The sequence below is a fragment of the Streptomyces ureilyticus genome (genome assembly GCF_011045025.1).
GTDB classification, from domain to species: Bacteria; Actinomycetota; Actinomycetes; order Streptomycetales; family Streptomycetaceae; genus Streptomyces; species Streptomyces ureilyticus.
In genome coordinates this window covers 1-10252 of the sequence record NZ_JAAKZX010000280.1, presented here as the reverse complement: position 1 = coordinate 10252, position 10252 = coordinate 1, and the positions used below count along the sequence as shown (strand labels likewise).

At 69.2% G+C, this 10252-nt stretch carries 7 protein-coding genes and 1 pseudogene; 4 read left to right on the top strand and 4 right to left on the bottom strand.

Going from position 1 to position 10252, the window contains the following annotated elements; translation table 11 throughout:
• The first annotated feature begins 122 nt into the window (after nucleotides 1-122).
• Nucleotides 123-1148, top strand: coding sequence for an endonuclease/exonuclease/phosphatase family protein (locus G6048_RS43575; protein WP_165345149.1), 1026 nt, complete (start codon nucleotides 123-125; stop codon nucleotides 1146-1148).
• Between the two features lie 123 nt (nucleotides 1149-1271).
• Here G6048_RS43575 and snpA read toward each other — a convergent pair whose 3' ends face one another.
• Nucleotides 1272-1952 (bottom strand): snapalysin, encoded by a 681-nt coding sequence (snpA, locus tag G6048_RS43570; RefSeq protein WP_408056229.1) that lies wholly within the window; start codon nucleotides 1950-1952, stop codon nucleotides 1272-1274.
• Nucleotides 1953-2137: 185 nt separating this feature from the next.
• Between snpA and G6048_RS43565 the strand changes: the two genes are divergently transcribed.
• Nucleotides 2138-3124 carry a LysR family transcriptional regulator gene (locus G6048_RS43565; RefSeq protein ID WP_165345148.1) on the top strand — a complete coding sequence of 329 codons (987 nt, stop codon included), beginning with the start codon at nucleotides 2138-2140 and terminating at the stop codon, nucleotides 3122-3124.
• 3 nt (nucleotides 3125-3127) lie between these two features.
• On the opposite strand, the gene G6048_RS43560 is transcribed toward G6048_RS43565, so the two are convergent.
• Nucleotides 3128-5206, bottom strand: coding sequence for a PhoX family protein (locus G6048_RS43560; RefSeq protein WP_165345147.1), 2079 nt, complete (start codon nucleotides 5204-5206; stop codon nucleotides 3128-3130).
• A gap of 634 nt (nucleotides 5207-5840) precedes the next feature.
• On the opposite strand from G6048_RS43560, the gene G6048_RS43555 reads away from it, so the two are divergent.
• Nucleotides 5841-7154: a VWA domain-containing protein gene (locus G6048_RS43555; RefSeq protein ID WP_328828711.1), complete on the top strand. Its 1314-nt coding sequence runs from the start codon at nucleotides 5841-5843 to the stop codon at nucleotides 7152-7154.
• Between the two features lie 126 nt (nucleotides 7155-7280).
• Complete coding sequence (gene metG / locus G6048_RS43550; RefSeq protein WP_165345145.1) at nucleotides 7281-8897, top strand: methionine--tRNA ligase; 1617 nt, start codon at nucleotides 7281-7283, stop codon at nucleotides 8895-8897.
• Nucleotides 8898-8967: 70 nt separating this feature from the next.
• On the opposite strand, the gene G6048_RS43545 is transcribed toward metG, so the two are convergent.
• Both G6048_RS43545 and G6048_RS43540 read right to left on the bottom strand, forming a co-directional pair.
• Nucleotides 8968-9177 (bottom strand): DUF397 domain-containing protein, encoded by a 210-nt coding sequence (locus G6048_RS43545; protein ID WP_165345144.1) that lies wholly within the window; start codon nucleotides 9175-9177, stop codon nucleotides 8968-8970.
• Nucleotides 9174-10047, bottom strand: a pseudogene (locus G6048_RS43540) (helix-turn-helix domain-containing protein). The gene G6048_RS43545 and the pseudogene G6048_RS43540 overlap by 4 nt, the downstream one beginning before the upstream one ends.
• Nucleotides 10048-10252: the final 205 nt, after the last annotated feature.

The window sequence follows — 10252 nt, the reverse complement described above, 5'->3', positions numbered from 1 at the left end:
AGGCAGTAGGGGTCTGGGGGCGCAGCCCCCCGTTTCGGGAAGGGGCGGGGCTGGGGAAATGAACCCTCCCCGCACCCGCCCCGTCTTTGAGGGAGGATTCAGGCAGAACGGAAGGTGCGGACTTGAGTACTGCTACGGCTGAGGCAGACGAGTGGGCCGACGCGCCAGCGGCACGGCGGCCCGGGCGCGCGGCCGGCGCCTGGATCGCCGCCCTGCTGCTCCTCGGCGTGAGCATCGTCGTAGGCTGCCGCATCGCCGACACGGACGGCATCACCCCCGTACCGCAGGTCATCGCGTTCCTGCCCTGGCTGCTCGCCCCCACCGGCCTCGCCCTCCTCCTCGCCGCCCTCGCCCGCTGGCGCGTCGGCCTCGTATGGGGCGTGCTCGCGGCAGCGGCGGTCGCCTGGTTCATCGAGCCGTACGGGAAGACGAGCGAGCCGAAGGGCACGCCGGTCGCGGAGCTGCGCGTGCTGACGTCGAACGTGGAGTTCGGCCAGGCCACCGACGAACTGATCGAGACCGTACGGAGCGAAAAGCCGGACCTCGTGTTCGTCGAGGAGTGCGAGACCACCTGCGACGAGAAGCTGACGCAGGCCTTCGGCGGCGACCGAGCGCCGGGGGCGAGAGGCACGTACCCCTACCGCCAGGCCGTGAAAGGGAACGGCTCGGACGGCTCCGTCATCCTCAGCCGGTACCCCCTCAAACCGGCCCCCGGCATCAAGGGCACCCTGGGCATGCCCGGCGCGACCGCCGACGTGAAGGGCCGCGAGGTGAGGGTCCAGCTCGCCCACCCCATGCCCCCGCTCCCGGCCCACGTGGAAGACTGGCAGCGGGAACTCCGCGCCCTCCGCGACTACTCTGCCGCGGACAAGACCCGCCCCACCATCCTCGCGGGCGACTTCAACGCCTCCCAGGACCACGCCGCGTTCCGCCGCATCCTGGACACGGGCCTGCGCGACGGCGCCCGTCTCACGGGCGACGCCCGCACGCCTACCTGGCCGGCCCGCACCGTCCCAGCCTTCGGCACCCAGATCGACCACATCCTGGTCTCCGAGGACTTCGCGGCGAACAAGGCCCGTTTCCTGAACCTGAGGAACACGGACCACCGCTCGCTCCTCCTCGACGTGACCCTCCACGAGCGCGACTGACGCCTGTCGGCTGAAACGCGGTGTGGGCCGCCCCTGTGCAGGAGGGGCGGCCCACACCAGTGGGGGGTGGCGACTTGCGGTCTATGGGGTTTTCGGTACGAGGCTGACGAGGCCGTACACGCGCTACCGGCCCTGGTTCACCTTGTGCAGGGCCTTGGCCAAACCGTTGGTCCACAGGCGCTCCACCTCGGCGCGCTCGTTCGCGTCGGGGTTGGCATTGGTGCAGGACGGGCCGGGGCCGCCGCCCGACATGAGTTCGCTGCAGGGGCCCTCGTAGTGGTCCGGCAGGCCGAGGACGTGGCCGGTCTCGTGGGCGGTCACGCGGGTGGAGTCGTACTCCTCGTTCTGCGCGTAGTCGAGGAAGATGTAGCCGCCGCCGTGGCCGTCCGTGGAGGCGTACGAGCCGCGCGGATCGTTGCCCTCTCGGTACTCGAAGTCGGCGCTGCTGCCCTCCTGGAGCTGGACGTTCGCGACCGAGCTGTTCCAGATGGAGGTGGAACGGTCTATCTGGGCCTTGAACTTGGGCGCGTCGGAGGCGTCATAGGTGACGGTGACCGCGGCGGCACCCGGGTTCGCGGCCCGCTTCTCGGCCACGGACTTCAGTACGGCCTCGAAGAACGCCTTGTTGGCCTTGGCCTCTTCGGACGAGCCGTGGTACCCGGTGACGGAGTTCGCAGGGGCAGCCGGGGTTGCCGCCGACGCCGGGGCAGCGCCGAACGCACCGGCCGCGAGGCCGAGTCCGACCGCGGCGGACAGCACGGCTCTGGACTTGGACGTCCTTATGGTGGGCAGGGACAGGCGCACGATGATGACTCCTTGAGTGGGGGGTGAGTCGTCGTCATCGGTGAGTGTCGACGCCTGTGCGCCCGCTGTGATGATGGCAAGTGGCGATAGCACGGCGCTATCAGTCAGATCAGTCACCAACTCGCCCACTTCGGAGGCGATTTGTGCGTCTGGTGTGACCGAGAAGTGCGCCCTACGCTCAGCCCATGGAGCTTGAGGTCAGGCACCTCCGTGCGCTGTGCGCCATCGCCGACACCGGCAGCCTGCACCGCGCCGCACGCCAACTCGGCGTCGCCCAGCCCTCGTTGAGCACCCAGTTGCGCCGGATCGAACACGAGCTGGGCGGCGCCCTGTTCACCCGCGAACGCACCGGCTGCCGCCCGACGCCGCTCGGCCACGTGGTCCTGGGCCGCGCCCGCCCCCTGGTGGCCGAAATGCACGCCCTCGTCGCGGAGGCCCGTACCGCCGCCGCCACCGTGGACGGACCCCAGCTGCGGATCGGCTCCACCGCGAGCCGGGCCCTCGCGGGCTGGCTGCGCCGGCTGCGCGCCCGCAACCTGGAACCCGTCCTGCAGATGGACGTCTCCCCGAACGCGTTGCTGCGCATGCTCGCCGACGGACAGCTCGACGTCGCCTTCGTGCACGAGGTGGAGGGCAGCCCGCTGCGTATTCCTCCTGAGCTTGAGCTACGCGTGTTGATGGAACGCGAGCCGCAGTTCGTGTCGCTGCCACCGGACCATCCGGCCGCGGCGAAGCCCGAGGTCAGCCTGCGTGATCTGGCCGAGGACCGCTGGATGGTCGACCCGGCGGTCGACGGGGAGTGGGACGCGGTGCAGCGGATGTTCCGCGCGGCCGGCGTCAACCCGCATGTCCTGCACGGCGACTACTACACGACGGACGCCCTGGTCGCCACGGGCGAGGTGGTCGCCGTCTGCCAGCCGACCCACGTCGACGGCCCCACGATGGCGGTACGCCGCATCCACGGCGACCCCCTCGGCGTACGCCTGCTCCTCGCGGCCCGTACGCAGGAGGAGCTGGACGCCGTCTATCCGGAAGTGGAGGAGGCGTACGAGGAGGTCGCCCTGCAGGCGCCCGGGTATCGCGAGTGGCTGGAAAAGACCGGGAAGGCCCCGAATAAATCGGGGCGCCCCTCCGGGGAGGGGCACCCCATGCCCGTACACGTCAGAACGTGACGCTCAGACGCCGATGTCGCGGCCGTCCTTGCGGTACACCGCGACCACCGACGGGCGGACGTACGTGCCCGGGCCGTCGGGCCAGGTGCTCGCGGGGTTCTCGACGGTGGCGTCGTCGATCTCGCCCGGGTGCTGGACCGAGACCAGGACGCGGCGTTCCTGGACGATCGGGCCGCAGGTCTCGGCGCCCTTCGGCATGGTGAGGAACTGCTTCAGCTCACCGCGCCGGTCACCGCGCGTAGCTACGCCGAACAGACCGTCGTGGTAGCCGAGTTGGGCACCGTCAGTGGAGATCCACAGGTTGCCGTACCGGTCGAAGGCCACGTTGTCCGGGCAGGAGATCGGGCTGACCTTGTCCTTCGGGAAGCCGGCGAAGTAGGTCGCCGGGTCCTTCGGGTCGCCGGCCACCAGGAACAGCGACCAGGCGAACTTCGTGCTGTCGGCCCGGTTCCAGCGCTCGGTGAGCTCCAGGACGTGGCCGTGCTTGTTGGCGTTGCGCGGGTTGGCCTCGTCCGCCTTGGCGTTCGTACCGACACCGCGGTTGGTGTTGTTGGTGAGGGCGACGTACACCTTGCCGGTGTGCGGGTTCGGCTCGATGTCCTCGGGCCGGTCCATCTTGGTCGCGCCGACCTTGTCACCGGCGAGGCGCGTGAAGACGAAGACCTCCTCGGCGGTCATGCCCTCGACGTGCGAGACGGCACCCTTCGCGGTGGCGGTGGCCAGCGGGATCCACGTACCGCTGCCGTCGAACTCGCCGTCCTTCGGCAGCTTGCCCGTGCCGTCGATCTCGATCGCCGGGGAGTCACCGGTGAGCTTGGCGACGTACAGCGTGCCCTCGTCGAGGAGCGTCAGGTTGTGCTCGCGGGCCCGGCGGCTGTGGCCGTGGGCCATCCGCTTGGTGCCGACGAACTTGTAGAAGTAGTCGAAGCGTTCGTCGTCACCGGAGTAGACGACCGGGCGGCCGTCGTGCGTGAGACGGACGGTCGCGCCCTCGTGCTTGAAGCGGCCGAGCGCGGTGCGCTTGCGGGGCGTGGAGGTGGGGTCGTACGGGTCGAGCTCGACGACGTAGCCGAAGCGATGGACCTCGTTCGGCTCCTTCGCCACGTCGAACCGCTTGTCGAACAGCTCCCACTTGCGCTCGGAGGCGGCGGTGCCGATGCCGTACCGCTTGTCCGTCGCCCGGCTGCTGTTGGCGAAGTACTGGTTGAAGTTCTCCTCGCCGTGCAGCGTCGTGCCCCAGGGGGTCTCGCCGCCCGCGCAGTTGTTGAGCGTGCCGAGGACCTTGGTGCCGGTCGGGTCGGCGGAGGTCTTGAGAAGGTCGGACCCGGCGGCCGGGCCGGTGACCTTGAACTCGGTGGTGGCGGTGACGCGCCGGTTGAGGGGGTGACGGGGAACGGGGGTGAGCTTGCCGCTCTTCCGCTCCTCCTCCACGACCACGACGGACAGACCGTGTGCGGCCCAGGCGATCTCGACCTGCTCGCGGGTGGGGTTCGCGTCGTCGTACCCCTTGAACATCAGAATCTCGTCCGTGTACTCATGGTTCGCCACGAGCACCTGACGGCCGCGCTCGCTCCACAGCGGAAGCAGCCCCAGGTAGTCGCAGTTGTAGCCGAACTGGCCCGCCTGCGCCTTGGCGCTCTGCTTGTCCGGGTCGAAGGCGGGGGCGCCGCGGAGGATGGGCTCGCCCCAGCGGATGACCACGTTCTGGGCGTAGCCCTCGGGGATGGTCACGGTGTCGGCGGTGTTCGGCGCGACGGGCGTGAACCGCAGGCCGCGCGCTCCCTTGCCGCCCTTGTTGTACGAGGCGGGGGCCGCGCCCTCGCCGGTCTGCGCGACGGCCTCCGGGGCGCCGGCGCCGACGACCGCACCCCCGGCTGCCGACGCGACCGTCACCACGGCGGCGGCCCGCATCATGGAACGGCGGCTGAGCGCACCGGCGATGACATCGCCGACGTACTCGTTGGTGCTGGTGTTGGGCACCTCGTGGAAGCAGGCGTCACCACACCGGAATCTACACGTCATCGCAGAACGGCCACCGGGGTGCGATCCGGTGGAGCCGATCAGTGGCAGCAGGTTGCGCACGGTCCCTCCCAATATTTCCTGGGTCTGGCGTGACGCTAGGGGCACGCGCGTTCGGCAAGACTGCCGCAAGGTGAACACGGAGTGAATGTGAGGGAGTTGGCGGCGTGCTGATGCTGTGCTGACGTCGGCAGTCCGGGTCGATACCCGATCGAGTTCGGATCGAGTTCCGGCCCTGAAGAAGATCTCCAAATCTGGCGGCTAACCTTACGTGTCCGTCCTGGCCAGGGATTGACGGAAACAACTCATGCGAAGGGTTGCGCTCATGGGCATTCTCAACCTCCTGCGAAACGCATTCGGAAAGTCACGCAAGGGGCGTACGTCCGAGGGTGCCGATGTGCCTGCGGCAGCTGAGCGGGGGGCTTCGGCCACGGTCCCGGCTCCGGCTGCGGAGCCGGCACCGGCAACCGAGCCCGCGCCTCCGGCGGCTGAACGGGTGACTCCGGCGGCTGAGCGGACGGCTTCCGAGGCGGCGCCTCGGGGGGCTGAAGGGGCGGCTTCCGAGCAGGTGCCTCCGGCGGCTGAACGGGCGGCTTCCGAGCAGGTGCCTCCGGCGGCTGAACGGGCGGCTTCCGAGGCGCGGGCTTCGGCGCCCGCACCGGCGAGTGAGCCCAACGGCTCCGCCAAGGGCTCCGCTGTGGATGACCTGGTGTCGGCGGCGTTCGACAACGTGACGGTGCCGGTGCCTGCGGCGCGGAACGGGGAGGGCGCGGCTGAGCCGGAGGCCCAGGCTGCGGCGGCCGAGCCTGAGGCGGCTGAGCCTGAGGTGGAGGCCGAGCAGAGGGCTGCGGCGGCTGAGCCGAAGGCGGAGCCGGAGCCTGCTGCGGAGGAGGCCCCGGTGGCAGAGGCGGAGCCCGAGGTTGAGGCTGCCGCTGAGGAGCCGGTGTCCGAGGTGGCTCCCGAGCCGGAGCCTGCGGCGGCTGAGGCGGAGCCGGAGCCGGTCGTCGAGCCGGAGCCCGAGCCCGTTGCGCCTGAGCCAGAGCCCGTCGTGGCCGAGGCGGCTCCGGAAGCCGAGGCCGAGGAGGCGCCCGCCGCCGAGGCGATCCCGACGCCCGCTCCCGAGCCGGAGCCGGAGCCGGAGCCGGCCGCCGCCGAGGTGGCTCCGGAAGCCGAGACCAAGCCTGAGCCCGTCGCCACCGAGGCGACCCCGGCACCCGCGCCGGAGGCCGAACCGGTCGTCGCTGAGGCGACCCCGGAATCCGCGGCCGCGCCCGAGCCTGTCGTCGCAGCAGACGTCAGCCCGGAGCCCGAGCCGGAGCCTGCCGCTGCCGAGGTGGCTCCGGTCGCCGCGCAGGCGGACGAACCCGTCGACACCGCCCAGCTGCCGCAGGCGCTCGTCACCGCCTACAACGCGGCCCGCGAAACCCTCACCACCCGCAACCTCACCGGCACGACCGCCAAGGTCTACCTCGTCCTGGACCGCTCCGCCTCCATGCGCCCGTACTACAAGGACGGCTCCGCCCAGGCCCTTGGCGAACAGGCCCTCGCCCTCGCCGCCCACCTCGACCCCGAGGCCAAGGTCCACGTCACGTTCTTCTCCACGGAAGTGGACGGCACAGGCGAACTCACGCTCACCGACCACGAGAACAAGATCGACGACCTGCACGCAGGGCTGGGCCGCATGGGCCGTACCAGCTACCACACCGCCATCGAAGAGATCATCAGCCACTACGAGAAGTCCGGCACCAAGGACCCCGCCCTCGTGATCTTCCAGACGGACGGCGCCCCGGACGCCAGGACCCCCGCCACCCAGTCCCTCACGGACGCGGCGAAGAAGCACCCCGCCGTCTTCTTCTCCTTCATCGCCTTCGGCGACCCGCAGAACAAGGCCTTCGACTACCTCCGCAAGCTCAAGACGGACAACACGGCCCACTTCCTGGCCGGCGAAACCCCACTCGAGCTGACCGACCAGGAGCTCTACGAGGGCGTACTGGCGAACTGGCGCCTGTAGCGGTACACGCGCCGCACACTCGTCGCACAGCCGCCGGGGGGGGCGGACAGGACCGGGAACCGGCATCCTGTCCGCCCCCCGAAACGCGTGTGAGTCGATCTCCATGGGGCCAGTAGGATTTCGACCATGGCGGCCACTGGATCCGAGAAGCAGGGTGAGAAGGCGTACTACGTCTCCACCCCCATTTACTACGTCAACGACGCTCCTCACCTGGGCCACGCCTATACGACCGTCGCAGGCGACGTGCTCTCGCGCTGGCACCGCCAGCGCGGTGAGAAGGTGTGGTACCTCACCGGCACGGACGAGCACGGTCAGAAGATCATGCGCACCGCCGAGGCGAACGGCGTATCCCCGCAGGACTGGTGCGACAAGCTCGTGGAGGAGGCCTGGAAGCCCCTCTGGGAGCACCTGGAGATCGCGAACGACGACTTCATCCGCACCACCCAGAAGCGGCACACGGACCGTGTGCAGGAGTTCGTCCAGGACCTTCACGACAAGGGTGAGATCTACAAGGGCGGCTACGAGGGCCCGTACTGCGTGGGCTGCGAGGAGTACAAACTCCCCGGAGAGCTGCTCGACGGCGAGGGTGAGTACGCGGGCCAGAAGCTCTGCCCCGTTCACAAGAAGCCGGTGGAGCTCCTCAAGGAGGACAACTACTTCTTCAAGCTGAGCGAGTACGGCGACAAGCTGCTCGCCCACTACGAGGCCAACCCGGGCTTCATCCAGCCCGAGTCCGCGCGCAACGAGGTCGTGAACTTCGTACGCCAGGGCCTTCAGGACCTGTCGATCTCCCGCTCGACGTTCGACTGGGGCATCCCCGTCCCGTGGGACACCAAGCACGTGATCTACGTATGGATCGACGCGCTGCTCAACTACGCCACGGCGGTCGGCTACAACGAGAACCCGGAGAAGTTCGACTCGACCTTCCCGGCCGACGTCCACCTGGTCGGCAAGGACATCCTCCGCTTCCACGCGATCATCTGGCCGGCGATGCTGATGGCGAACGGCCTGCCGCTGCCCGGCAAGATCGCCGCCAACGGCTGGCTGATGGTCGGCGGCGAGAAGATGAGCAAGTCGAACCTGACGGGCATCAAGCCGCAGGACCTGACGTCGCACTTCGGCGTGGACGCGTACCGCTGGTACTTCCTGCGGGCCATCGCCTTCGGGCAGGACGGCTCCTTCTCGTGGGAGGACTTCACGGCCCGCTACACGAGCGAGCTGGCGAACGACTACGGCAACCTGGCGTCCCGCGTCGCGGCGATGGTCGGCAAGTACTTCGGCGGCACTCTGCCCGAGGCGACGGCGGCGGGCGAGGCGGAGGCAGCGATCCGCGACGGCCTCGCCAAGGCGGTCACGGAGGCCGACCGGAAGATCGGCGACGAGCTGGACTTCCAGGGCGGCATCCTGGCGGCGTTCGACTTCGTCAAGCAGGTCAACGGCTACATCTCGGACCAGGAGCCGTGGAAGGTGGCCAAGGACCAGTCGGAGGAGGGCCGGGCTCGCCTCGCCACGATCCTCTACACGGCCGCGGAGTCCCTGCGCGCGGTGGCGGTCCTCATGAACCCGATCATGCCGGACACCTCCCAGAAGCTCTGGGACTCCCTGGGCGCGGACGCCTCCCTCGGCGCCCTCGCGGACCAGAAGGTCCAGGAGGCGGCCGAGTGGGGCAAACTCCCGGCCGGCTCGACGGTGACGAAGGGCGCGGTCCTCTTCCCGCGCCTTGAGGAGAAGCCGAACGCGTAGGGCTTCCGCCCGCGAGCACGAGGGCCCGGTTACGTCGTACGACGTAACCGGGCCCTTTGCTTCTGAAGGATCAGCTTCCCGAGGCGTACGTGACGAAGTCCGCCCAGGCTTCCGGCGCCAGCGCGAGTTGGGGGCCGCCTGTGTTCTTGGAGTCGCGGACGTGCACCGTGGCAGGGCAGGTGGCGATCTCAACGCAGGAGTCACCTTCGCTGCTGCTGCTGTAGCTGCTCTTGAACCACGCCAGCTCGGAGGTGCCCCCGGCCGAGGCGTTGCGGATCATGTGTCCCCCAGCAATCGTTCGATGAAGGCCGATGACTCACGCGGGGTGAGAGCCTGAGCCCGGATGATGCCATACCGCAGTTCAAGGATACGGAGCTGCCTGGGATCGGAGACCGGTCGGCCAGTGGCCACCTCCGGCGAACGTCCCACGGCCGAGCCGTCAGCGAACTTCAACACTTCGATACCTCCGGCCAGTCCGGCATGCTCCTCGCGATCCATCGGCATCACCTGAAGCTCGACGTTCCGCAACTGCCCGGCCTCCAGCAGGTGCTCAAGCTGGCCGCGCAACAGCGCCCTTCCTCCGAGCGGACGCCGAAGCGTCCACTCCTCCAGGACGAAGCTGAGTTCAGGCGCGGGATCCCGCTCGAACACCGACTTGCGAGCCACCCGCGCGGCGATGAACCGCTCCACCTCGTCCTCGGTGTACGCCGGCCGCCGCATCAGCAGCAGCCCCCGTGCGTACTCCGGCGTCTGCAGCAACCCGTGGATGTTCAGCGGATCGTAGAGCTGAAGTTCGACCGACTTGGCTTCCAACTGTGCGAGGTCCCGAACCTTCTTCGGATACCGGACCTTCGCCACGTCCTCCTTCATCGCCGATCAGCCCACCCGCATCCAAGACATCGTCCGCCTTGTCCAGATACTCACCCCGAGGGATCCGCTTCCCGGCCTCGATCTTGTAGACGAGGTCTTCCCCGTACCCCACCGCCACCCCGAACTCGGCCGCCCGCATCCCCACCGCTTCCCGCCGCAGCCTGAGCTGCCGCCCCACGGTCGCGATGACCGCCAGGCCCCAGTCGTCGTCCGGGTCGACCTCCCAACCCGGCTCATCCGCCTCGCTCTTGAGCCGACGTACCTCGCCGTCCACCGACATACCGCACCCTCCGTCGTACCTCCGTGCCGCAACGCCCGTACCCCTACGGCCCGTTCCGACAGCCCGGACAACAGCGGACAAGGCCCGGACAGTCACCGTACGCATCGGCGTCGTCACTGTTCACGGTAAACATGCACCGCCACGCTCAATGCCGTGAACAAGAAAAAGTCCCCCCAACTCGACGCCCCAGCCCGCCACTTCAGCG